The following is a 23968-nucleotide window of genomic DNA, read 5'->3' on the forward strand; positions in this document are numbered from 1 at the left end:
GGAGTAACATTGGATACGTTTTCCTAAGGGACTTTCACTTGGCCGCACCTTCCCCTCACCTCGCGCTACATGCCGGGGGCAATCCATGACTTCGCACAACCCCGAACCGCCGGTGCCGCTCGCCTCGGCGCTGCCCGGTGCCGTGCAACGCCTGCCCTTGCTCGAACGCTTGAGCCGCTATCGCCAGCCCATTGGCCTGGTAGTGACGCTGGTGTTGTTCACCATGGCCCTGATCGCCTGCCGCCACCTGCTGAGCGAGTTGGACATCTATGCCTTGCACGATGCCATGCTCAGCGTGCCGACACAGTCGCTACTCGGCGCCTTGCTGGCAACCGTGCTCGGTTTCGTGATCCTGCTGGGTTACGAATGGTCGGCCAGCCGCTATGCCGGTGTGAAACTGCCGACGCGCAGCCTTGTGCTGGGCGGCTTCAGCGCCTTTGCCATCGGCAACGCCATCGGCCTGTCGATGCTTTCGGGCGGTTCTGTGCGCTATCGCCTGTATGCACGACAGGGGGTGGGCGCAGGTGAAGTGGCACGGATGACCGTTTTTGCCAGCCTGTCACTGGGCTGCGCGCTGCCGCCACTGGCGGCTTTGGCGACCTTGAGCGACCTGCCGGCAGCCTCGGCTGCACTGGGTTTGGCCCCTGGCTTGCTGGCCGGTATCGCCACAGCCGTACTGCTGGTTTGCAGCATGCTGGTGTTCGGCTTGTACCGCCGGCGCCTGGCTGAACAACCACTGGCCAATAACCTGCTGGTACAACTGGGTCGCCGCACACTGCGCCTGCCGGGCGCACGCCTGGCCGCCCTGCAATTGCTGATCACCGCACTGGATGTCGCCGCTGCCGCCACGGTGCTGTACCTGCTGTTGCCCGAAGCACCACCTTTCGGTGCGTTTGTCCTGGTGTACCTGCTGGCCTTGGCCGCAGGTGTGCTCAGCCATGTACCGGGTGGCGTCGGGGTGTTCGAAGCGATCCTGCTGGCGGCTTTTGCCGACCAGCTCGGCGCGGCGCCATTGGCAGCGGCACTGCTGCTGTATCGGCTGATCTACGTGGTGCTGCCGCTGCTGCTGGCCTGCGTGTTGCTGCTGGCCAACGAAGCCCGGCGCCTGCTGTTCGCGCAACAGGCGATCAAGGCCGCTTCCGGGCTGGCCGCGCCGATCCTGTCGATCCTGGTGTTCCTGTCCGGGGTGGTATTGCTGTTCTCCGGGGCCACGCCCGAGATCGACACGCGCCTGGAACACATGGGCTTTCTGGTGCCGCACCGTCTGATCGATGCCTCGCACTTTGGCGCCAGCCTGATCGGCGTGCTTTGCCTGCTGCTGGCCCAAGGCCTGCGTCGGCGCCTGTCCGCCGCCTGGCTGCTGACTACCGTGCTGTTGCTGGTCGGCGCCCTGCTGTCGCTGCTCAAGGGCTTCGATTGGGAAGAGGCCTGCCTGCTGACCCTCACTGCCGCCCTGCTCGCTCTGTTCCGCCGTTCCTTCTACCGCCCAAGCCGCTTGCTCGAATTGCCGTTCTCGCCAGTATTTCTGGTGGCCAGTGCCTGTGTGGTCGGTGCATCGGTCTGGCTGTTGTTGTTCGCCTATCAGGATGTGCCCTACAGCCATCAGCTGTGGTGGCAGTTCACTCTCGATGCCGACGCCCCGCGTGGCCTGCGCGCCGCCATGGGCAGCGCCTTGCTGCTGGCGGCCGTGGCCCTGACCTGGCTGCTGCGCACGGCACCGCCGGTGATCCACCTGCCTGACGAAGAAGAGCTGCAACGTGCCAACCGCATACTGCTGGCGTCCGACCAGCCCGATGGCGGCCTGGCCCTGACCGGCGACAAGGCATTGCTGTTCCATCCTCGCGACAACGCCTTCCTCATGTATGCCCGTCGCGGCCGCAGCCTGGTGGCCCTGTACGACCCGATCGGCCCGGCCCAGGAGCGTGCCGAGATGATCTGGCAGTTCCGCGACCTGTGCGACCTGCACCATGCCCGCCCGGTGTTCTACCAGGTGCGCGCCGAGAACCTGCCGTTCTACATGGACATCGGCCTGACCGCGCTGAAGCTGGGCGAAGAAGCCCGGGTCGACTTGCGCCGCTTCGACCTCGAAGCCAAGGGCAAGGAGATGAAGGACCTGCGCTACACCTGGAACCGTGGTGGGCGTGACGGGTTGAGCCTGGAAATCCACGAACCCGGCCATGCCCCGCTGACAGAACTGAAGGAAATTTCCGATGCCTGGCTCGGCGGCAAGAACGTGCGCGAGAAAGGCTTCTCGCTGGGGCGCTTCAGCCCTGAATACCTGCAGCACTTCCGTATTGCCCTGATCCGCTTCCAGGGCCGCCCGGTGGCTTTCGCCAACCTGCTGGAAACCCATGGCCACGAACTGGCCAGCCTCGACCTGATGCGTGCGCACCCCGAGGCCCCGAAGCTGACCATGGAATTCATGATGATCGGCCTGATTCTGCACTACAAAAACCATGACTACGCCCGCTTCAGCCTGGGCATGGTGCCGCTGTCCGGCCTGCAACCGCGGCGTGGCGCGCCCTTGACCCAACGCCTGGGCTCGATGGTGTTCCGCCGTGGCGAGCAACTGTACAACTTCCAGGGGCTTCGACGCTTCAAGGACAAATTCCAACCGGACTGGGAACCCCGCTACATGGCCGTGCCGGCCGGGCTCGACCCGCTGGTGGCACTGGCCGACACCGCCGCCCTGATCGCAGGCGGCCTGACTGGATTGGTGAAACGTTGATGACCCGACGCTTTTGGCTGTACCTGCTGGTTCCTCTGCTGTTAGCCACCCTGGGAGGTGCGCTGGCATTCTGGCTGTGGACGCGCCCGGCTCCCGAGGCACACCTGGAACAACTGAGCCTCAATGACACCCGCATCACCCGCGTGACCCCAGGCGTGCACCCCAAGGCCCGGGTGGCCATCGGTGTGCCCCAGGACCAGGCACTGACCGACAGGCAGCTGCTGGACCTGGCCCAGGCCGGTGAAGCGCAACTGGTGCAGGTGATCCTGCCGCCCAAACGACTGCAGCAAGCAGCAACAGGCCCTGGACCAGGCCTTGGGCCAGCTGTCGGAAAAGCCGACGCTGGTCGCCGGTATCGGCCCTGGCGCCGCCCAGGCCTGGCGCTGGCTGGCCAACCAGAACAACGACAAGGCGCGGGCGATTTCCGTGGACTTCAGCCTGGAACAACCTGGCTGCCAGGTCCCGCTGCCAAAATCTGCGGCCCATGGCCACTGGAATGTCGCCTGGAACGACAACCCGGATGACGCCAGCGCTGCCTTCGTACGCGACCAGGCCAATGCCGAAACCAGTATCAGCGACTACGACATCCACCTGCCACAAGTGCTCAAGGCCCAACTGACCCAGGCCCTGGTCGGCCACGACGGCAACGCACTGGCCATCCCGGTGGTCGAGGTGCCAGCCGGGCAGACCACCGACACGGTTACCCTGTTCCTTTCCGGCGATGGTGGCTGGCGTGACCTGGACCGCGACGTGGCCGGTGAAATGGCCAAGCTGGGCTACCCGGTGGTGGGCATCGACACGCTGCGCTACTACTGGCAACACAAGACCCCGGAACAAAGCGCCGCCGACCTGTCCGAGCTGATGCAGCATTACCGGCAGAAGTGGGGCACCAAGCGCTTCGTGCTGACCGGCTACTCGTTCGGTGCCGACGTGCTGCCGGCGATTTACAACCGCCTGCCGGCCGAGGACCAGCAGCGGATCGACGCGGTGATGCTGTTGGCCTTTGCCCGCAGCGGCAGCTTCGAGATCGAAGTCGAGGGCTGGCTGGGCAAGGAAGGCCAGGAAGCGCCAACCGGGCCGGAAATGGCCAGGCTGCCGGCGTCCAAGGTGGTGTGCGTGTATGGCGTGGAAGAGGCCGACGAAAGCGGTTGCACCGACAAGACTGCGGTGGGTGAACGCCTTAAGCTGCCGGGTGGGCACCACTTCGACGAAAACTACCCCGCACTGGCCAAGCGCCTGATCGGCGAGATCGAGACACGCCAGGGCAAGTCGAGTGTGGCTGAGCAGAACTGATAACCTTTGGTAAACCCGCTCCTACAAGCGACGCGGTCGATGTAGGAGCGGCCTTGTGTCGCGATAGGGCCGCAAAGCGGCCCCAGCTATTCTGCATCGTTGCACAAATCGTGGGGGCGCTTCGCACCCCATCGCGACACAAGGCCGCTCCTACAGGGACCGCGCCTTGGCGCAGATTCAGATCTCGACCTGGGTCCCCAGCTCGATCACCCGGTTCAGCGGCAGGTTGAAAAAGCGCAAGTTGCCGTTGGCATTTTTCAGCAGGAACGCGAACAGGTTGCCCCGCCAGCGCGACATCCCCTCCAGCCGTGAGGCGATCACGGTCTCGCGGCTGAGGAAGTAGGTGGTGCGCATCGGGCTGAAGTCCAGCTCTTCCAGGTGGCAAAGCTTCAGCGCCGCCGGCACATCCGGTTCGTCCATGAAGCCAAAGTGCAGCAACACGCGGAAGAACCCGTCGCCATAAGCCTCCACTTCAAAACGCTCCTGCTCCGGTACCCGTGGCCGGTCCTCACTGACAACCGTCAACAGCACGACCTGACTGTGCAGCACCTGGTTATGCAACATGTTGTGCAACAGCGCATGGGGCACCGCATCGGAGCGCGCCGTGAGGAACACCGCCGTGCCTTCGACCCGGTGCGGCGGCTGAATGCGTATGCTGCTGATGAACAGCTGCAGTGGCAGCGCGCCTTCGTCGATACGCTCCATCAGGATTTGCTTGCCGCGCTTCCAGGTGCTCATCAACAGGTACAGCACGCCCCCGGCCAATACCGGGAAGGCACCGCCCTGGGCGATCTTCGGCACGTTGGCGGCAAAGAACAGCCCGTCGACGAACAGGAAGCCCAGCAGGATCGGCACTGCCAGCACCGGTGGCCACTTCCACAGCAGCAGCATCACCGCCGAGACCAGGATGGTGGTCATCAGCATGGTACCGGTCACCGCCACGCCGTAGGCCGCCGCAAGGGCTCCGGACGACTCGAAACCGACCACCAGCAGTACCACGCCGACCATCAGCGACCAGTTGATTGCGCCGATGTAGATCTGCCCCTGTTCGTCGCTGGAGGTATGCTGGATCTGCATCCGGGGAATGTAGCCCAGCTGAATGGCCTGGCGGGTCAGGGAGAACGCCCCTGAGATCACCGCCTGCGAAGCGATCACCGTGGCCATGGTAGCCAAACCGACCATCGGCAGCAGCGCCCAGCCCGGCGCCAGCAGGTAGAACGGGTTACGTGCCGCCTCGGGGTCTTGCAGTAGTAACGCGCCCTGGCCAAAGTAGTTGAGCACCAGCCCCGGCAGTACCAGGGCAAACCAGGCCCGGGCGATCGGCTTGCGGCCAAAGTGGCCCATGTCGGCGTACAACGCCTCGGCACCGGTCAGTGCCAGCACCACCGCACCGAGAATGGCGACACCCATGCCGGGGTGAACCACGAAGAAGTTCACTGCCCAGACCGGGTTGAATGCCTTGAGCACTTCCGGGCTCTGCGAGATGCCGTACACCCCCAGCGAGCCCAGCGCCACAAACCAGGTGACCATGATCGGGCCGAACAGCTTGCCGATCTTGTCGGTGCCGTGCTTCTGCACCAGGAACAACGCCACCAGTATCACCAGCGAAATCGGCACCACCCAGTGGTCGATACCCTCGAACGCCAGGCCCATGCCCTCTACCGCCGACAGCACCGACACCGCCGGGGTGATCATGCTGTCGCCATAGAACAGCGAAGCGCCGATCAACCCGCACACCACCATCAGCGTACGCAACCTCGGATAGGCCGCCGTGGCCCGCCGTGCCAGCGCAGTCAACGCCATGGTGCCACCCTCGCCCTGGTTGTCGGCACGCAGGATGAACATCACGTACTTGAACGACACCACCCACAGCAACGACCACAGGATCAGCGACAGGATCCCCAGCACGCCGTCATGGTTGACCGGTACCCCGTACCCGCCACTGAAGACTTCCCTGAGGGTATACAACGGACTGGTACCGATATCGCCATAAACAACCCCGACTGCCGCTACGAGCAGGCTCAGCGACCGCGTCGCGCCCTGCTTCCCCTCGTGCCCGCCCTCGGCGTGACTGCTTGCCTGAACCATCGACCACTCCCGCAGACGGCCTTGCAAGGCCAGTAGAATTACCCATGCGCCAAGTGATACCGATACCCCCGACGCAATGGCGCGAAGCATAGCGCAGCGTTCGTCGCATTTCTGCTGGTCAAGCGATCCCGCGCTCGCTAGAATTGCGCACTTTTTGATCAGAGGCGCCAAAAGCGTCCGTCAAGATCGCCCCCGATTCCGGTCGGGCGACCTGCATTCAATACCGAGGTTAGTCATGTCCACCACGCCCGCCACCCCCAAGGTTGGTTTCGTAAGCCTGGGTTGCCCAAAAGCCCTGGTCGATTCCGAGCGCATCCTGACCCAGCTGCGCATGGAAGGCTATGAAGTCGTGCCCACCTACGAGGACGCCGACGTGGTGGTGGTCAACACCTGCGGCTTCATCGACAGCGCCAAGGCAGAATCGCTGGAAGTGATCGGCGAAGCGATCAAGGAAAACGGCAAGGTCATCGTTACCGGGTGCATGGGTGTCGAGGAAGGCAGCATCCGTGACGTGCACCCGAGCGTGCTGTCGGTCACCGGCCCGCAGCAGTACGAGCAGGTGGTCAACGCGGTGCATGAAGTGGTGCCGCCACGCCAGGACCACAACCCGCTGATCGACCTGGTACCGCCGCAGGGCGTCAAGCTGACCCCGCGCCACTATGCGTACCTGAAGATTTCCGAAGGCTGCAACCACAGCTGCAGCTTCTGCATCATCCCGTCGATGCGCGGCAAGCTGGTCAGCCGCCCGGTCGGCGAAGTGCTGAGCGAGGCCGAGCGCCTGGTCAAGGCCGGGGTCAAGGAGATCCTGGTGATTTCCCAGGACACCAGCGCCTACGGCGTCGACGTCAAGTACAAGACCGATTTCTGGAACGGCCGCCCGGTCAAGACCCGCATGCTCGAGCTGTGCGAAGCGCTGAGCAGCCTGGGCGCGTGGGTCCGCCTGCACTATGTGTACCCGTACCCGAACGTCGACGACGTGATTCCGCTGATGGCCGCCGGCAAGATCCTGCCGTACCTGGACATCCCGTTCCAGCACGCCAGCCCGAAAGTACTCAAGGCCATGAAGCGCCCGGCTTTCGAAGACCGTACCCTGGCGCGCATCAAGAACTGGCGCGAGCAGTGCCCGGAGCTGGTAATCCGCTCCACCTTCATCGTCGGCTTCCCAGGCGAGACCGAGGAAGATTTCCAGTACCTGCTGGACTGGCTGACCGAAGCCCAGCTGGACCGCGTGGGCTGCTTCCAGTACTCGCCGGTAGAAGGCGCCCCGGCCAACGACCTGGGCCTGGAAGAAGTGCCGGACGACGTCAAGCAGGACCGCTGGGACCGCTTCATGGCGCACCAGCAGGCCATCAGCGCCGCCCGCTTGCAACTGCGTATCGGCAAGGAAATCGACGTGCTGATCGATGAAGTGGAAGAGCAAGGTTCGGTTGGCCGCAGCTTCTTCGATGCCCCGGAGATCGACGGCAGCGTGTTCATTGATGGCGACCACGGCTTCAAGCCGGGTGACAAGGTGCGTTGCCGCGTGGTGGATGCCGACGAATACGACATGTGGGCTGAACCCATCCAAGGCCGCTGACAAAGCCTGTCAGTCAAGCAATTTGGGGCCGCTTCGCGGCCCATCGCCGGCAAGCCGGCTCCCACCTCGACCGCGCTGCCTTCAGGCCTGTGCAGTACCTGTGGGAGCGGGCTTGCCGGCGATGAGGCCCTGACAGGCAACACAAGACTGTTGCTCCCGGGATCGCGCATTGCCGGGGCAGGGCTTGTTCTTCAGAACGCATGAAAAAGCATCAGACCGCCCTCTGCGTCCGGGCTGGCATCCGAGAAGCCTTTGACCGCATAGAGTTGCACTTTCCACTGCTGGTTGAGCTTGTGCGTCAGGAACAGGGTAAGTTCCCTGATCTGCGCGCCTGTCGAGACGACCTTCTGCCGCCAGTCGTAGGAGGCGCCCGCCGAAGTGCCTGCAGCCACCGGCATGGCGAAGCCGAGGCTGGCAAATATCGGGTCGTCGAAATCGCTGTCGGGCGGGTCACCGAACTTCTTCCAGCCCAGGGTCGCGAAGCCGGTCATCGGGCCAAAGGCCTTGGCGATGTCGACCTGGCCGGTGTAGTCGTATTCACCGGTGCCCAGACACTGGTCTTCATCGGCAGTGGGGAATTTGACCTTGCCGATAAGGTCCACCATCAGGCCGCCGTCACTGCCGTCTAGCAGCGCATAACCGGCGCTGGCAACCGTGTCTCCCAACCCGCTTTCCACATCCCGGCAGCCACCGGGCAAGGGGTCACCATTGGGCCCCACTTCAGGGTTGGTGATACGCAGCCAGGGCACGGTGACCTTGTAGGTCATCGGGCCGGTTTCATACTTGCCGACCACGGGGACGTACCAGATTTCCGAGGTGGTACCGGTGCCATAGTCACCACTTGAATAGTCCATGCCTATGGCGGCGCTGAAGGTATCGCCCAGGGCCGACGCGCTGGCGCATGACAGCAAGCAGGCGAAAAGAGGGAGCGTGGGTCTCATCTGCACCTCGGTATCCCGGCGGGAAGCGTGATGGCACTTACCCAGCCTAGTTGCCTAATGCCCGGATCGCTCTGGATGCTCCACTTTTTCAGTTTTCTCTATTGTCTCGGGTCTTTCGACCTTTTCGACTTTTTCTACCTTCTCGAGTTTTTCTACCTTCTCGACTTTCTCAGGCTTCTCGACCTTCTCGACCTTCTCGACCTTCTCGACCTTTTCGGGCTTCTCGGGCTTCTCGGGCTTTTCTACTTTCTCGATTTTTTCTACTTTCTCTACTTTTTCTGGTTTCTGTATTTTTTCAACCTTCTCTACTTTTTCCACCCGCTCAAGCTCGACCCTCTCTACCCGACCAGAGCGTCCACTGTTGCTGCTCTCGGGCTGCTCCACGCTGTCGACATGTTCTGACCTCCCGGACTTGTCCAGGCTTTCAGTACTGTCACGACCACTGGAGCCGTCAACGCCACCGTGCCCGCTGTGATCGTCATTGCTTTCAAGGCGAACGCTGGTCGAATCGCGCCCGCCATGCCCGCTATTGCTGGCGCTTTCAGCGTCACTGGTCCCATGCTCGCTGCCCCGCCCCGAGTGCCCTCTGTCCGGGTTATCGGCACGGTCGCCATCGAACTCCACGCGGGTTGCCCGCAGCTCGTGCTTGCCACTGAACACCCCGCTCACCCGCACACGTTGATCGAGCGTAAATGCCGCGGACTGCTTGCCGACGATCACGGTGCCCTGCCCCAGCGTCACCTTGATCCCTGCTACCACCAGTTGTTGAGCGTGGCTGCGCTGTACCAGCCCCTCGATCACCGCCGCCTGTACACGGCCAGCAAAAGGCAGGCTCGGGTCTGGGCGGGTTTGCGCCACTTCCAGCTGACGCCCGGTCCACTGCCCACGCACCAGCACTTCCCGTGCGGGTGCCACGCGGGTTCCCAGCTTCAGCCCCTGGAGGCTGCCGGTACGATCAACCGCACCGATGGCACTGGCTTCCCTGAGCCCAGGCGCCCGTTCGATACGGCTGGCTACCACTTCGCCTCTGGCATCGCGCAAGCCACTGACCCTGACCGGTTCGCCCGGGCGCAGCCCTTCGGCCACCCGTGCCCCAGCAGCAAGGCGCACCGGTTGGCCCATGACCCGCAGGGGGGCCGAAGCATTGGGCAGTGCCGTCAGTGGCCCTTCGTAAACGTTGAGGATGGAGATGCGCCCTGCTTGCAGGCCGCGTTTGCCGGCAAATGCCTCCACCGCGACAACCTGCCCGATCGCCAGGTGAGCGCTACTGGCAGGCGCACCGTTTTCACTCACCGGCACATCTTTGCCGAAGTGCACTTCAAGGCCATTGACGCAGATCGAAGCGAACCCGGTGATGGTGCCGACGATGCCTGTGCCACCGCTGCCGCCCGGGCGCAGGATCGGCGCGCCGGTATCGCCGACACCACCGTGATCGATAAAGTTACCGTCCACACCGTCGGCCACCGCACCGGTCCCGCCTGTGCCACCGGGACGCTGCGGCTGCGGCGCACCGGTGCCACCCACACCACCGTTTTCACTGCGTACGCCTGTACCGCCGACACCGCCAGTCCTGGCCCCGGTGCCACCCATGCCACCCGGAAACTGCAAGCCCGCTGCCCCCGCCATACCCACTTCGTCACGGCTGACACACACCGGTGCTGCGGCCACCTCGGCAGGCGCCACCAGGTTCAGCCCGAAACCCAGGGCCAGTGCGACGACACTGAGGCAGCGCGCGAGGGAGGTCATGGGTCAGGTGTCTTCGACAAATCGGAGTCGGTGGTTTCAGTGTAGAAATAAAGCCCGACAGTGATGCGCTGACGCTGCCCGGCACTGGGCACTTCGGCATCTTCCAGGTCTGATGCAAGCCGGCTGAAGGCAAGCAGCATCTGCATGCCATCCTTGTCCACCGCTTCACGCAGATGGTCGACACTGGCCGGGCTCAAGGCGTCGTAGTGCACGCTGCGTTCAAAGAACGGCTGGCCTTCCCCGCTCAGGTTGTGCACTGCTGCGCAGGCATGATCATGCAGGTTGTGGCCAAAGTACGCGGCCTTTTCATCGAAGCCCTTCTGCGGCACGAATGCCTGGGCTTCCAGGTGGACACAGTCCTGTTCGTCGAGCCGGACGATACCCAGGCGCAACCACTCATCCAGCACCACCCTCCCGCGAATGTCGGTACTGATCTTCGCTACCAGGGCATCGAAGGAGCGATCGCCGCCGACACTCGCCAGGCGCGGCAACGGCAGCGGCTGGCCAGGCTCCGAGCAGAACGGCTTGCCAGTGGTCCACATGTTGACCAGCTGCGCACCTAACGTGATGTTTTCCGGCAGCGCGACAAGCGATGTCCCCCCCTCGCTGCGCAAACGCCGAACGTCCTTGCGATGTACGCCCGTGAGCAGGCTGATACGGCTGTCGGTCGGCACGGTACCGTCCAGGCGAAACTCGCGATGGGCCACATCGACGAACACTTCCTTGAGCAGGTCGGCGAACATCGTGTAGGTGACCCCTTTGCGCAGCATCAGGCGCACCAGCGGACGCATGACGCGCCGCAGTGCACTTAACATCGAAGGGGGGATGGCAGGCGATTGCATTGAGCGCATTCCTTGACAGATGAACCCAGTATACGCCGTGGGAAAACATCCCACACAACCCCAACAAAATCAGGGATGGTCGTCAGCGCTCATTGCATTCGCGTTGAGTTCAGCGCCAGTCAACTCCTGCTGTTGTCATCACCCGGTTCGCCTGCGGCATGCTCACCGCGGTCATCACCCGGTTCGCCACCCATAGGGTCACCACGATCATCACCAGGCTCACCGCCAACGTGATTGCCGTGGTCATCGCCAGGCTCACCGCCAACATGATTGCCATGATCATCCCCGGGCATCACCGCCAACGTGATTACCGTGATCGTCACCGGGCTCACCGCCAACGTGATTACCGTGATCGTCCCCAGGCTCACCGCCAACGTGATTGCCATGATCATCACCCGCTTCAGCGTGGTTGCCGCTGCGCCCAGAGTTCGAGGCACCATCATGACCGCGCCCACTGTTGCCGGCGTGGCCACCTCCATCTCCGCCAGCACCGTGGCCACCGCCTTCACCACCGTGGCCGCCACCACCGCCGCCGTGACCACCGCCACCACCACCATGACCGCCGCCACCACCACCATGACCGCCGCCACCGCCGCCGTGACCACCGCCACCGCCACCGCCGTGACCACCTCCGCCGCCACCATGGCCGCCACCGCCACCACCATGACCACCGCCGCCGCCACCATGACCGCCACCACCGCCACCACCGCCACCACCATCCTTGGCGTAGGCACTGGAGCCATTGGATATCGAATCAGGGACCAGAACGATGGAAGTCGACAGCACGCCAGCAACCGCGGCCGCCAATAGCGCCTTTTTGAACAACATAGGGATATGCATGTTTCGTCTCCAGGTCATCGCCATGAGAAACGCCAAATCAAGCCGGAAATTCTGGGTTCAGCTTTTGCTTCTTATTGCGTGGGATTTTTTCCCACGCTCAAGTAATAGTCCTCCACACCCCGAGGTTCAAGCACCGCGCGGAAAAGCCGACCGGTGGTTGGCCTGCTATGTTTGCCTTATCGTCACGGAGGAACACCGACATGCATGCGGTACTGACGCTGCAAACCCCGCGCTTGAGTGACTACGACGAACTGGTACAGGTATGGGAGGATTCGGTACGCGCCACCCACGACTTCTTGCCGGATGGCTATATCGTCTTGCTACGCGAACAGGTGCTGCGTCGCTACCTCGATGCCGTGATGCTGATCTGCTGCAAGGATCGCCAACGCATCTGCGGCTTCGCCGGGGTCGCCAACGGGCGCGTTGACATGCTGTTCGTCGCACCTGCCTACCGGGGCCAAGGGGTCGGCAAGCGCCTGCTGCACCATGCGATCGACGAGTTGAATGCCGAGCGCCTGGACGTCAACGAACAGAACCCGCAAGCCTTGGGCTTCTATCTGCATGAAGGCTTCGAGGTGATCGGCCGTTCGGAAACCGACGGCTTGGGGCAACCCTACCCGTTGCTGCACATGCGCCTGCGCAAAACGGCGTAAATGACACAGATTCCCAGCCCCTCTGCCGCGCGGGCAGGTACAATGCAGGTCTTTCCCTGCCTTTGCGAATTGCCGTCATGTCCGAACCCGTCCGCCTGTCCAAACGCCTTATCGAGCAGCTTGGCTGCTCTCGCCGCGAGGCCGAGCTGTATATCGAAGGCGGCTGGGTCACGGTCGATGGCGTGGTGGTCGAGCAGCCACAATTCAAGGTCGAACAACAGCGCGTCGAACTGCTGCCAGGTGCCCGTGCCGAAACGCTGGAACCGGTAACCCTGCTGCTGAACCAGCCGGCCAGCGTGGACAGCGAAACCGCCCGCGCGAGCATGAACATGGGCACCCTCAGCGAAGCCCACCGCGAAGGTGTGCGCGCCCTGCACGGGCATTTTGCCCGGCAGGCCTGCGTGGCGCCGCTGGAGCGCGGTGCCAGCGGCCTGCAGGTTTTCACCCAGGACTGGCGGGTAACCCGCAAGATCGACGCCGACCTGCGCCGCCTGGAACAGGAGTTCATCGTTGAAGTGCGCGGCGAGACCACGCCCCAAGCGCTGGAACGCCTGGCACGCGGTGCCACCCGCAATGACCGCGAGCTGCCCAGGACCAAGGCCAGCTGGCAGAACGAGACCCACCTGCGCATGGCCCTGAAAAACCCGCAGCCGGGGCAGATTGCCGAGCTGTGCGCGTACCTGCGCCTGGAGCTGGTAGGCATGCGCCGCATTCGCCTGGGTGGTGTATCGATGGGCAAGCTGCCTTTGGGCCAATGGCGCTACCTGGCCACTACCGAACGTTTCTAAGCAATATGCTGCGCCCACCGGCGCGGCACCTGAACAGGATTCTGCAGCAATGAACCACAATGACGTCCTGCGTAGCCTGCGCTACATGCTCAAGGTGAATGACGCCAAGATGGTCGAGATCATCGGGCTATCCGGCCTCGACGTGCATCCCCTGGTGCTGGCCACCTACCTGAAGAAGGAAGACGAGGAAGGCTTCGTGCGTTGCCCGGAACGGGTCATGGCGCACTTTCTCGACGGCCTGGTAATCCACCGCCGCGGCAAGGACGACAGCCGCCCGCTGCAGCCAATCGAGCTGCCGGTGACGAACAACCTCATCCTCAAGAAGCTGCGGGTGGCCTTCGAGCTCAAGGAAGACGACCTGCATGCAATCCTCAAGTCGGTCAACTTCCCGGTCAGCAAGCCCGAACTCAGCGCGCTGTTCCGCAAGGCCGGCCACGACAACTACCGCCCGTGCGGCGACCAGTTGCTGCGCAACTTCCTCAAGGGCCTGACCTTGCGCGTGCGCGGCTGAGTGGCCATGCAGCATACGGTTACTCCGGTCGGCATTCTCCGCTCCTGTTTCAAGGAGAAATTCGCCATCCCGCGCCAGCCGCAACTGGCGCCCGCCGCACGCGGCGTGCTCGAACTGCTGCCACCGTTCGACCAGGGGGATGCGGTCGAGGGCCTGGAGCAGGTCAGCCATGTCTGGCTGCTGTTCCTGTTTCACCAGGCACTGGAAGACAAACCCCGCCTGAAGGTGCGGCCGCCGCGCCTGGGCGGCAACAAGAGCATGGGCGTGTTCGCCACCCGCGCCACTCACCGGCCCAATGGTATCGGCCAGTCGGTAGTGCGCCTGGAAGGCGTGGAGCCCGGGCGCCTGCTGCTGTCCGGGATAGACCTGCTCGATGGCACCCCCATACTGGACATCAAGCCATATGTGCCATACGCCGACAGCATCGCTGGTGCCAGCAACCAGATGGCCAGCGAAGCACCTGTCGCGATCGCCTTGCAGTGGGGCGACAACGCCCTGCCCCAGGCCCGTGAACATGCACTGCGCCTGGGTGAACCGTTGGTGGAACTGATCGAGCAATGCCTGGCGCAGGACCCCCGGCCGGCCTACCAGGTGCCGCCGGCCGAGCGGGTATATGGGGTGAAGTTCTGGGATGTGCAAGTGCGTTGGCACTACCCGCAACCGGACGTGATCCGGGTGCTGGAGGTGGTGCTGGCCTGACCTCGACTCAGGCCTGTACGCGATCCCTTGTAGGAGCGGCCTTATGTCGCGACAGGGCTGCGTAGCAGCCCCGGCAATCTTGCAGGGTGGCGGAAATCCTGGGGCCGCTACGCGCCCCGATCGCGACACAAGGCCGCTCTACAAAGGGACCGCGCAGGCATGAAAAAGGCGACCTCCAGGGTCGCCTTTTTCTTTCCATCGCTCCGCTATCAGCGAGCCGGGCCTTCCGCCACGCCCAGGTCGTCGGTCGGACGGTTATCGACCAGCGGCGCACCACCGGAGGCCAGCTCCGATGCCAGCTTGTCGTTGTCCATTTCCTTTACCCACTTGGCCACGACCACGGTGGCAACGGCGTTGCCCACCAGGTTGGTCAGGGCGCGGGCTTCAGACATGAAGCGGTCGATGCCGAGGATCAGCGCCAGGCCGGCAACCGGCAGATGGCCAACCGCCGACAAGGTGGCAGCCAGCACGATGAAGCCCGAGCCGGTAACGCCGGCAGCACCTTTGGACGCCACCAGCAGCACCAGCAGCAAGGTGATCTGGTGAGTGATGTCCATGGTGGTGTCGGTGGCCTGGGCGATGAACACCGCAGCCATGGTCAGGTAGATCGAGGTGCCGTCAAGGTTGAACGAGTAACCGGTCGGGATGACCAGGCCCACTACCGACTTCTTCGCCCCCAGGCGCTCCATCTTGGCCAGCATGCGTGGCAGGGCCGATTCCGAGGAGGAAGTACCCAGCACGATCAGCAGTTCTTCACGGATGTAGCGGATCAGCTTGAGGACACTGAAACCGTGGGCGCGGCAGATACCGCCCAGCACCACCAGCACGAACAGCAGGCAGGTGATGTAGAAGCAGGCCATCAGGTAGCCCAGTTGCACCAGCGAACCAACGCCGTACTGGCCGATGGTAAAGGCCATCGCACCAAAGGCACCGACCGGGGCCAGCTTCATGATCATGTTGATGATGTTGAACATGACGTGGGCGAAGCGGTCGATCATTTCCAGCACCGGCTTGCCGTAGCTGCCCAGGCGGTGCAGGGCGAAGCCGAACAGCACGGAGAACATCAGCACTTGCAGGATGTCGCCATTGGCGAAGGCGCCGACTACGGTGTTGGGGATGACGTTGAGCAGGAAGCCGACGGTGGTCTGCTGCGCGCCGGCGGCGGCATAGGCAGCCACGCTGCTGGCGTTCAGGGTGCTGACGTCGATGTGCATGCCAGCGCCCGGCTTGACCACGTTGACGACGACAAGACCGATGATCAGGGCGATGGTAGAGACGATTTCAAAGTACAGCAGCGCGTAGCCACCGGTCTTGCCGACCGACTTCATGCTCTGCATGCCGGCGATGCCGCTGACCACGGTGCAGAAGATGATCGGGGCGATGACCATCTTGATCAGTTTGACGAAGCCGTCACCCAAGGGTTTGAGGGCAACGCCCGTCTCCGGATAGAAGTGGCCGAGCAGGATACCGATGGTGATGGCGACCAACACCTGGACATACAGGGATTTGTACAGCGGCTGACGTGTCGTCATGGCTAATTTTCCTCAAGTGTGCCGGGTCACCCTTCCCAGGGCGATGGGGCACCTGAATCGCTAACCCTCCTGCACCCGGAGGGATTTGTCGTTGTGTTCGAGCTGCCTGGGCAGGCCTCTGCGAGGATCAATAGCAAGGGTGGTGCCAAAATGCCCACGAAGGGTGCAAGGGCCCTATTTGCAAGGGATAAACGCCCAACGACGGGGCGATTTGCTTGAGAAAGGCTGGCGGATTTCCGCCCGGTGGCGGGTTTTGTACAGGGGCATTGGCGGGAATCCGCCCATCGTGGTTTGCCTGTGCCGGCCTCTTCGCGGGTAAACCCGCTCCCACAGGAACCGCACAGGGCTCGAGTGCAGTGCGCCCCTGTCGGAGCGGGTTTACCCGCGAAGAGGCCGGCCAAGCCAGCAAATCACTCGAGGTTGAAGGTGATCCTGAACGCCGCGCCCCCCAGAGGAGAATCCCCCAGGCTCAACTCGGCGTCATAGCTGTCGACGATGTCCTTGACCACCGCCAGCCCGATCCCCTGCCCCGGATGCTGGCTGTCCAGCCGCTCCCCACGCTCCAGAATCCGCTCACGCTGGTCCACCGGCACCCCCGGGCCGTCGTCCTCGATGCACAAGGTCAACTGCCCAGGCGCCTGCTCCAGGCTCACACGCACCTGGCCCAGGCTCAGGCGGTAGGCGTTTTCCAGCAGGTTGCCCAGCAACTCCAGCAACGCGCCCTGCTCCATCGGCACCTGCGCCGCCTCGGGCAGTTGCAGGCTCACCTCCACCCGCTTGTCCCGGTACACCTTGGCCAAGGTGCTGCACAGGCTGTCGAGCAACGGTCGCAGCAGCACGCTGTGGCGTACCAGGCCGCTCTTGCGCAGGCTGGCGCGTTGCAACTGATAGTCGATCTGCTGGCTCATGCGCTCGATCTGGCTCTGCAGCACGCGCGCCTGTTCGCGCTCGCCACTACGCTGCTGCAGGCTTTCGCCCACCCCCTGCAACACCGCCAGCGGCGTCTTCAGGCTGTGCGCCAGGTCATCGAGCGAATCGCGGTAGCGCTGACGCTGCTCGCGCTCGCTGCGCAACAGACGGTTCAGCGAGCCGGTCAGGCGCAGCAGTTCACGCGGGTGTTCGCTACTCAGCCCATCCCGCGCGCCAGACTCTACGTCGTCCAGCTCCCGGCTAAGCCGGCGCAACGAACGCAGGCCCCAGGTCAGGCCGGCCCACAGCAGCACCAGCAGCACCAGCAAGGCCGCGCCAAAGCCCAGATAGAGCTTTTCGCGCAGGCCGTCGAGAGTGTGCTGGTACTCGCGCACCGGTTGCAGGGCAACGATGCTGTAGGCGGCGCTCTGGCCACCCAGCAGCTTGATCTCGACGTCGTAGACGAAGAATTCTTCGCCATCGGCCTGCTGAATGCGGGCGAATTCGTTGCCGCGGCCGTCGTAGCGCGGGCGGTAGTTGATGTTCTGCGCGGCGGTGGCCCGCGACTGCCAGACCAGCGTGCCGTCGCGGTCGAAGATATAGCCGAGCAGCCCGGTATACGGCAGGTTGTAACGCTCGTCCGGCAGCAGCGTCGGCATCTGCAGCTGGCCGTGCTCGATGCGTGCAGCGGAAATCAGCGTGGTCACATCCGAGGCCAGGCGTTGTTCGATCGACTCCTGCAGGGCCAGGCTGAAGGCCTTCTGCAAGGCCGGCAGCAGCGCCAGCATGAACAGCAGCGCCAGCACCGCGGCCGCCAGCATCAGGCGCACCCGCAGCGAACGGATCATCGGCAGCGCTCGGTGAACAGGTAGCCCAGGCCGCGCACGGTGTCGATCGGTCTGAAGCCGTGCTCGCCCTCGAGCTTGCGCCGCAGGCGACCGACCAGCACTTCGATGACATTGGGGTCACGCTCCTCGTCCCCCGGATACAGCTGCTCCATCAGGCGGTCCTTGGCCACCACCTGCTGGTGATGGCGCATGAGGTATTCGAGGATGCGGTATTCGTAGGCGGTCAGGGCCAGGGGCTGCTCGTCCAGCGTTGCCTGCTTGCGGTTGAGGTCGAGCATCAGCGGGCCGGCGGCTATGGTCGACTGGGTGAACCCGCTGGAGCGACGCAACAGGGCGTTCAGGCGTGCCTCGAGCTCTTCGAACTGGAACGGCTTGACCAGGTAGTCGTCGGCGCCGGCGGCCAGGCCTTCGACCTTGTCCTGCCAGTTGCCGCGTGCGGTGAGGATGAGAATGGGGAAGGTCTTGTCCTGGCTGCGCAGGCGGGTGATCAGCTCCAGGCCGCTGATGCCAGGCAGGCCCAAGTCGATGATGGCCAGATCGAAGTGGTATTGCCCGGCCTGGTACAACGCCTCTTCGGCGTCGGCGACCGCCTCGACCACATGGCCGCTTTCGCCCAGGCGGGTGTAGAGGTGATGGCGAAGCAGGGCTTCGTCCTCGACCACCAGCAGTTTCATGTGCAGCTCCTTGTTTGCATTGCCTGGACCGGCCTCTTCGCGGGCACGCCCGCTCCCACAGGGATCGCACTGCCCCGAAGGCTTGTGCAGTACCAGTGGGAGCGGGCGTGCCCGCGAAAGGGCCGGTACAGGATAACCCGGCTCGCCCGTCAGAACTTGTAGCTTGCAGCCAGGTAGGTCTGGGCGCTGCTGGTCAGGCGCAGGGTGCCATCCTTCGGCCCGCCGTGCGCACCCACTTCGGTGGCGGCATTGGTACGCAGGTAACGGTAGCCCAGTTCCACCGAAGCCTTGTCGGTAATGTCCTGAATCACGCCGGCCTGCAGGCCATACGCGTAACCGTAGTCGGTATCCCGGCTGGCGCCTGGCGAGTCCTGGGTCAGCTTGGTCACGCCCAGGCTGCCACCGCCGAACAGTTTGGTGGTATCGCCCACCGGCAGGAACAGGTCATAGCTGCCCAGCAGGTTTTCCTGGCGCAACTTCAGCCCGCTGTGGTCGCCCGATACATTGTCGTAAGTCATGTAGTAGCGGCCCTGGTCATTGATCTTGCCCACACGCACGCCCCAAGTGTCGTCCTTGCCGATGATGCCGTCGGCATTGAGGTGGTCGGTGTTGCGCTGCAGCAGGCCGGACTTGCGAACCTTGTCGCTGGTCTGGCCGTAGGTCAGGCTGGCGAAGTTGTCGTCGGCGGCCTGGGCGGTGGTGATGCCAGCGGCGCAGACGGCCATGGCGGCAAGCAGGGTATTGAAGGTTTTCATGGCGGGATACTCCGGTTGAGTGCGCTGTTGCGGTCTGGAAGCTAGAGTAAGCAGGGCACCCTGAACCGCGACTGAACCCTGGCTGAACCCCGGCTGAACGAACTGTTTGCAGAACTATTTGCAGAACTATTTGCAGAACTAGGAGTAGTGACCATGCGCGCCCTGCTGGCCTTGACCCTGATGTGCGGCGCCGCCCTCGCTCAAGCGGCGGTGCAAACTCGCGAAATTCCCTACCAGGACGCCGATGGCAACCGCCTGGTCGGCTACTACGCCTATGACGACGCCATCGAGGGCAAGCGCCCCGGCATTGTCGTGGTGCATGAATGGTGGGGGCTGAACGACTACGCCAAGCGTCGCGCGCGCGACCTCGCGGCGCTGGGCTACAACGCGCTGGCCATCGACATGTATGGCGACGGCAAGCAGACCGAACATCCCGCCGATGCCCAGGCGTTCATGGCCGAGGTGATGAAGGACCCGAAAGCTGCCGAGCGCCGCTTCGACGCCGGGCTTGAACTGCTGAAACTGCAGCCCAATACCAACAAGCACCAGCTGGGTGCGGTAGGCTACTGCTTCGGTGGCAAGGTGGTGCTGGATGCCGCGCGGCGCGGGGAGAAGCTGGATGGCGTGGTGAGCTTCCACGGCGCGCTGGCCACGCAGACCCCGGCAAAGCCTGGCGTGGTGCGGGCGGATATCCTGGTCGAACATGGTGCTGCGGACAGCATGGTTACCCCGCAGCAGGTAGCAGCGTTCAAGGCCGAAATGGATGCGGCTAAGGTCAACTACCAGTTCGTCAGCATCGACGGGGCCAAGCACGGGTTTACCAACCCGGACGCGGACCGCTTGAGCCATGGCGAGCATGGCGGGCCGGATATCGGCTACAACAAGGCAGCGGATGAAAGCTCCTGGGCGGACATGCAGGCGTTCTTCAAGAAGGTGTTCAAGTAAGCAACGCGAGGGGCCGCTTTGCGGCCCAATCGCCGGCAAGCCGGCTCCCACAAGGACCGCGCAAAACCTGAGACATACGCTGTACCTGTGGGAGCTGGCTTGCCGGCGATTGGGCTGCAAAGCAGCCCTCTGCGATCCCACCTCCCACACCACCGCCGCGGCTGGCACAATAGCCCCATGAACACACTCCCCGCCTGCTGCGCCCCGCTCCAGCACCACTGGCCCCTGCCCCGCCCATTACCCGGCGCGGTACTGGTCAGTTGCACCTTCGACCCCACCCGCCTGGCCCCCGACGACTTCCAGCGCGCCGGCGTCGTGCCAGGCGCCAGCCTGCAGCGCTCGGTGGCCAAGCGCCAGGCCGAGTACCTGGCCGGCCGGGTATGCGCCCGCGCCGCGCTGCAGCGCCTGGACGGCCGTGACTACGTGCCCGGTACCCACGAAGACCGCTCGCCCATCTGGCCCGCTGGCATTCATGGCTCGATCACCCACGGCAAAGGCTGGGCTGCTGCCGTGGTCGCCGCCGAAGGCAGTTGCCAGGGCCTGGGCCTGGATCAGGAAGCGCTGCTGGATGATCAACGCGCCGAGCGGCTGATGGGCGAAATCCTCACCCCGCCCGAGCTCGAGCGCCTGGACCGCCACCAGCTCGGCCTCGCCGTCACCCTGACCTTCTCGCTGAAGGAAAGCCTGTTCAAGACGCTCTACCCGCTGACCCGTCAGCGCTTCTACTTCGAGCACGCCGAAGTGCTGGACTGGTCCGCCGAAGGCCTGGCCCGCCTGCGCCTGCTCACCGACCTGTCGCCGCAGTGGCGGCATGGCGCCGAGCTGCAGGGCCAGTTCTGCCTGCAGGACGGCCACCTGCTCAGCCTGGTCAGCGTCTGACCGTCACAACGGTGCCTGCTGCCGTGGCCAGTTCAGGCTGAAGCAGGCACCACCCAGCGCGGCGCTGCGCCCCACCGTGGCCCGGCCCGCGTGCCAGTAAATGATCCGCCGCACGATCGACAGGCCCAGGCCATGCCCGCCCGAGGCGCGGGTGCGGCTGTCGTCGAGGCGGGTGAACGGTGTGAAGATACGGTCCCAGACACCCTCGGGGATCCCAGGGCCGTCATCCTCCACATCGATGCGGCAGCGTTGCTGCCCCAACTGGTAGCTCAGGCGCACCTCGGCCTCGGCATGGCGCATGGCATTGCCCACCAGGTTCTGCAGGGCCCGGTGCAGGTAGCGCGGTTCGGCCTCGACCCAGGCGCCTTCGCCATCGGCGCCCTGGCACTCACCCCGCACCACCCGTACCTCGGCACGCAGCGGCGCCAGCTCTTCGATCACCCGGTCGAGCAAGGCATCCAGGTCGACCCGCTCGAACTTCAGCGCCGGAGCGCCCTGCTCCAGGCGAGCGTAGGTCAGCATCTCGTCGACCAGCTTGTCGAGGTCCTGGATATCGCCGTCCATGCCCGCCAGGTGCTTGGCCCGAGCCAGCTCGGTGGGGGCATTTTCGATCATCTCCAGGCCAAAGCGCAGGCGTGCCACCGGCGTGCGCAGCTCATGGGAAACCGCCCGCACCAGCTCGCGCTGCATGGTCAGCGAGCGCTGCAGGTGCTCCGCCATGCCGTTGAAGGCCGCAGCCAGGCGCCCTACCGAGTCGGCATCGCCGGCCGGCACCCGGGTGTCCAGGCTGCCCTGGGCGATGCGCGTGGCGGCAATCTCCAGGCCCGACACACGCCGCTCCAGTTGGCGTACCAGCAGGTAGACCACCAGGCCGATCAGGCACAGGCCGAGAAAGGCGATCAGGATCAGCAACTGCGGCGGATACGGGTTGAGCTGGTACAGCGGGCCGATTTCCAGCACCCAGGGCGAGCCAGCCAGCCCGGCGAACACGCGGATCGAGTCACCATCCTTGCCCAGGGCCATGACCGTGTCGCCCTCCTCGACCCGGCGCCGCTGGTCATCGTCCAGGCTCACCCGCTCGATGCGCTGCAGAGCCACGCCAAAGCCGAAGCCCTTTTCTTTCTTGATCTGTGCCAGGCGCTGCTGCTGTTCGGTTACCGGGTAGCGCACCAGTTCGTCGGCCAACAGGTAGAGGGTGGCTCGCGCCAGTTGCTCGCTGATCTGCTTGATCTGCGCTACCAGCATCAGGTCTTCCTGGCCGACCTTGCGCAGCACCTGGGCCGCATGCGGGCCGGTCTTCTCGACCACCACCAGGCCGCGGTACAGGCGCGCCCGCTGGCCACCATCGAGGGTATGCGCGGTCATTGGCTGCAGCGCCAACGGCACGCCTAGCAGGCGCTCCCAGATCAGCAGCGAGCGCTTGCGTTCGGTGTCGTTCTGCAGCGCCAGGTTGTCGGCCATCAGGCTGAACGTACCCTGGGCCAGGCCCTCGCGGTGCTGGGCGGCACGCACTTCGTTGACCAGGTGCAGGCTGAGCACCCCAAGCAGGGCCACCAGCACCAGCACGGCCAGCATGCCGCCATAGATGCGCAGGAAGATCGCGTTCTTCATGGGGCCTCGCCGACGAACAGGTAGCCCTTGCTGCGCAGGGTCTTGATCAACCTTGGCTGGAGCGGGTCGTCGCCGATCCTGGGGCGGATCCTGGAGATGCGTATGTCGATGGAGCGGTCCTGGCCGTCGTAGCCGACGCCACGTAGCGCCGTGAAGATCTGCTCGCGTGTCAGCACCCGGCCGGCATTGCTGGCCAGCAGCCAGAGCAGGTCGAACTCGGCACCGGTCAGCTCGATCAGCTGTTCACCCAGACGCGCCTCGCGCAGGCGATTGTCGATGCGCAGCGCGCCGAAGACCAGCTCCTGGCGCTTGCTGTCCGGTGCTTCGCTGCGGCGCAGCAGGGCCTGAACGCGCGCCAGCAGCAGGCGTGGGCGTACGGGTTTGCAGACGTAGTCGTCGGCCCCCAGGTCCAGGCCCTGGACCTGGTCGAGTTCATCGCTGCGGGCGGTCAGCATGAGGATCGGGCCGGGGTACTGGCCGCGCACCCGGCGGCAGATGCTCAGGCCGTCCTCGCCAGGCAGCATCAGGTCGAGAATGACCAGGTCGGGCTGGCTGTCGACGATGCGCCGCGCGGCGCGGGCGCCATTGCCCTCGACACTGACTTCGTAGCCGTTGGCCTGGAGGTACTCGGCGGTGAGCTCGGCCAGGCGCTGGTCGTCTTCGACGATGAGGATGCGAGGTGCGGGGTGGTCCATGGCTTGTGCCTTTGTTTGTTGTTTTTCTCTGGCCTGTACCGGCCCCTTCGCGGGCTCGCCCGCTCCCACAAGGACCGCACCGCTTTCAAGGCTTGCACAGTACCTGTGGGAGCGGGCGTGCCCGCGAAGAGGCCAGTGCAGGAAACATGACCCTTTAACCAAAAGGCAACATCTGCTTCGGATACTACGTCCCGCCCCCGGCACTGCCAAGCCGCCCCGCCGCCCCTCGACTGAACCGTATTTTGTGATCGGGTTCGCGCCCGAAAAATTCTGCCAGAGGGCGGCAAGGCGCAGAAAAATACTGCAAACCACTTGGCACAAGGCCTACAGCGAATACCCACCATTCACTCACAAAGTACGCACAAGTTATCCACAGGCGCTCGCCTTGCAAAGCCCCCAATACCGCATTATCTTG

General features: G+C 64.2%; 18 protein-coding genes and 2 pseudogenes. 9 read left to right on the forward strand and 11 right to left on the reverse strand.

Annotation, left to right across the window (positions count from 1 at the left end; genetic code table 11):
- The first annotated feature begins 85 nt into the window (after positions 1 to 85).
- Positions 86 to 2728: a bifunctional lysylphosphatidylglycerol flippase/synthetase MprF gene (mprF, locus tag QIY50_04330; protein WGV21480.1), complete on the forward strand. Its 2643-nt coding sequence runs from the start codon at positions 86 to 88 to the stop codon at positions 2726 to 2728.
- A pseudogene (locus QIY50_04335) lies at positions 2728 to 4021 on the forward strand (AcvB/VirJ family lysyl-phosphatidylglycerol hydrolase). Before mprF ends, QIY50_04335 begins: the two are co-directional and overlap by 1 nt.
- Positions 4022 to 4198: 177 nt before the next feature.
- Here the strand turns inward: QIY50_04335 and QIY50_04340 are convergent.
- Positions 4199 to 6109 carry a potassium transporter Kup gene (locus QIY50_04340; protein WGV21481.1) on the reverse strand — a complete coding sequence of 637 codons (1911 nt, stop codon included), beginning with the start codon at positions 6107 to 6109 and terminating at the stop codon, positions 4199 to 4201.
- Between the two features lie 235 nt (positions 6110 to 6344).
- Between QIY50_04340 and rimO the strand changes: the two genes are divergently transcribed.
- Positions 6345 to 7685, forward strand: a complete 1341-nt coding sequence (gene rimO / locus QIY50_04345) for a 30S ribosomal protein S12 methylthiotransferase RimO (GenBank protein ID WGV21482.1) — start codon at positions 6345 to 6347, stop codon at positions 7683 to 7685.
- Between the two features lie 191 nt (positions 7686 to 7876).
- Here rimO and QIY50_04350 read toward each other — a convergent pair whose 3' ends face one another.
- The 4 genes and pseudogenes from QIY50_04350 to QIY50_04365 all read right to left on the reverse strand — a co-directional run bounded on the left by QIY50_04350 (position 7877) and on the right by QIY50_04365 (position 12054).
- The gene (locus QIY50_04350) at positions 7877 to 8626 is read right to left on the reverse strand and encodes a hypothetical protein (GenBank protein ID WGV21483.1); all 750 of its coding nucleotides are present in this window, start codon (positions 8624 to 8626) and stop codon (positions 7877 to 7879) included.
- A 54-nt stretch (positions 8627 to 8680) separates the two neighbouring features.
- Positions 8681 to 10372 carry a DUF5666 domain-containing protein gene (locus tag QIY50_04355; GenBank protein ID WGV21484.1) on the reverse strand — a complete coding sequence of 564 codons (1692 nt, stop codon included), beginning with the start codon at positions 10370 to 10372 and terminating at the stop codon, positions 8681 to 8683.
- Positions 10369 to 11214, reverse strand: coding sequence for a DUF6502 family protein (locus tag QIY50_04360; protein ID WGV21485.1), 846 nt, complete (start codon positions 11212 to 11214; stop codon positions 10369 to 10371). Before QIY50_04360 ends, QIY50_04355 begins: the two co-directional genes overlap by 4 nt.
- 119 nt (positions 11215 to 11333) lie before the next feature.
- Positions 11334 to 12054: pseudogene (locus QIY50_04365) on the reverse strand (hypothetical protein).
- Positions 12055 to 12254: 200 nt separating this feature from the next.
- On the opposite strand from QIY50_04365, the gene QIY50_04370 reads away from it, so the two are divergent.
- The 4 genes from QIY50_04370 to tsaA all read left to right on the forward strand — a co-directional run bounded on the left by QIY50_04370 (position 12255) and on the right by tsaA (position 14705).
- Positions 12255 to 12707 carry a GNAT family N-acetyltransferase gene (locus QIY50_04370; GenBank protein ID WGV21486.1) on the forward strand — a complete coding sequence of 151 codons (453 nt, stop codon included), beginning with the start codon at positions 12255 to 12257 and terminating at the stop codon, positions 12705 to 12707.
- Positions 12708 to 12784: 77 nt separating this feature from the next.
- The gene (locus QIY50_04375; GenBank protein WGV21487.1) at positions 12785 to 13495 is read left to right on the forward strand and encodes an rRNA pseudouridine synthase; all 711 of its coding nucleotides are present in this window, start codon (positions 12785 to 12787) and stop codon (positions 13493 to 13495) included.
- 49 nt (positions 13496 to 13544) lie between these two features.
- Positions 13545 to 14006 carry a DUF1456 family protein gene (locus tag QIY50_04380; protein WGV21488.1) on the forward strand — a complete coding sequence of 154 codons (462 nt, stop codon included), beginning with the start codon at positions 13545 to 13547 and terminating at the stop codon, positions 14004 to 14006.
- 6 nt (positions 14007 to 14012) lie between these two features.
- Positions 14013 to 14705: a tRNA (N6-threonylcarbamoyladenosine(37)-N6)-methyltransferase TrmO gene (gene tsaA, locus QIY50_04385; GenBank protein ID WGV21489.1), complete on the forward strand. Its 693-nt coding sequence runs from the start codon at positions 14013 to 14015 to the stop codon at positions 14703 to 14705.
- A gap of 209 nt (positions 14706 to 14914) precedes the next feature.
- On the opposite strand, the gene QIY50_04390 is transcribed toward tsaA, so the two are convergent.
- From QIY50_04390 to QIY50_04405, 4 genes are all read right to left on the reverse strand, one after another.
- Positions 14915 to 16237 carry a dicarboxylate/amino acid:cation symporter gene (locus tag QIY50_04390; GenBank protein ID WGV21490.1) on the reverse strand — a complete coding sequence of 441 codons (1323 nt, stop codon included), beginning with the start codon at positions 16235 to 16237 and terminating at the stop codon, positions 14915 to 14917.
- Positions 16238 to 16647: 410 nt separating this feature from the next.
- The gene (locus QIY50_04395; protein ID WGV21491.1) at positions 16648 to 17994 is read right to left on the reverse strand and encodes an ATP-binding protein; all 1347 of its coding nucleotides are present in this window, start codon (positions 17992 to 17994) and stop codon (positions 16648 to 16650) included.
- Positions 17991 to 18668 (reverse strand): response regulator, encoded by a 678-nt coding sequence (locus QIY50_04400; GenBank protein WGV21492.1) that lies wholly within the window; start codon positions 18666 to 18668, stop codon positions 17991 to 17993. Before QIY50_04400 ends, QIY50_04395 begins: the two co-directional genes overlap by 4 nt.
- Before the next feature lie 149 nt (positions 18669 to 18817).
- Entirely contained in the window at positions 18818 to 19423 is a 606-nt protein-coding gene (locus QIY50_04405; protein ID WGV21493.1) for an outer membrane beta-barrel protein, read from the reverse strand.
- A gap of 153 nt (positions 19424 to 19576) precedes the next feature.
- Between QIY50_04405 and QIY50_04410 the strand changes: the two genes are divergently transcribed.
- Together QIY50_04410 and QIY50_04415 are read left to right on the forward strand one after the other, a co-directional pair.
- A complete protein-coding gene (locus tag QIY50_04410; protein WGV21494.1) occupies positions 19577 to 20368 on the forward strand; it encodes a dienelactone hydrolase family protein in 792 nt (263 codons plus the stop codon).
- A gap of 177 nt (positions 20369 to 20545) precedes the next feature.
- Positions 20546 to 21247: a 4'-phosphopantetheinyl transferase superfamily protein gene (locus QIY50_04415; protein WGV21495.1), complete on the forward strand. Its 702-nt coding sequence runs from the start codon at positions 20546 to 20548 to the stop codon at positions 21245 to 21247.
- A 3-nt stretch (positions 21248 to 21250) separates the two neighbouring features.
- Here the strand turns inward: QIY50_04415 and QIY50_04420 are convergent, their stop codons facing one another.
- A complete protein-coding gene (locus QIY50_04420) occupies positions 21251 to 22858 on the reverse strand; it encodes an ATP-binding protein (GenBank protein WGV21496.1) in 1608 nt (535 codons plus the stop codon).
- Positions 22855 to 23553 (reverse strand): response regulator transcription factor, encoded by a 699-nt coding sequence (locus tag QIY50_04425; GenBank protein WGV21497.1) that lies wholly within the window; start codon positions 23551 to 23553, stop codon positions 22855 to 22857. Before QIY50_04425 ends, QIY50_04420 begins: the two co-directional genes overlap by 4 nt.
- Between the last annotated feature and the right edge of the window lie 415 nt (positions 23554 to 23968).

Source organism: Pseudomonas putida, from assembly GCA_029953615.1.
Lineage (GTDB): Bacteria > Pseudomonadota > Gammaproteobacteria > Pseudomonadales > Pseudomonadaceae > Aquipseudomonas.